The sequence below is a fragment of the Pseudoalteromonas rubra genome, from assembly GCF_005887115.1.
GTDB lineage: Bacteria > Pseudomonadota > Gammaproteobacteria > Enterobacterales > Alteromonadaceae > Pseudoalteromonas > Pseudoalteromonas rubra_F.
Genome location: NZ_PNCJ01000063.1, coordinates 1 through 255, shown reverse-complemented (window position 1 = coordinate 255; position 255 = coordinate 1). Strand labels below are relative to the sequence as shown.

At 42.0% G+C, this 255-nt stretch carries 1 rRNA gene; it reads right to left on the bottom strand.

Annotated elements, in window-relative coordinates:
- Positions 1-24: 24 nt before the first annotated feature.
- Positions 25-139, bottom strand: a 5S ribosomal RNA gene (rrf, locus tag CWB98_RS23025).
- Positions 140-255 lie beyond the last annotated feature (116 nt).

Below are 255 nucleotides of genomic sequence, written 5' to 3'. Positions count from 1 at the left end.
CTGCAACGGGTTTCTCTTATAAGGCCCTGGCGATGTCCTACTTTCACATGGGAAACCCCACACTATCATCGGCGCTATTTCGTTTCACTACTGAGTTCGGCATGGGGTCAGGTGGTTCCAAAATGCTATTTTCACCAGGAAAATCTGTGTGCAAGACGTTTATCAACGTCTCACTAAAATCTGGAAAAGCGTATTAAATTCTTTCGTCTACTTTATTTCTTAACTTCTAACAAACAAAACCACTTTGGCGTTGTA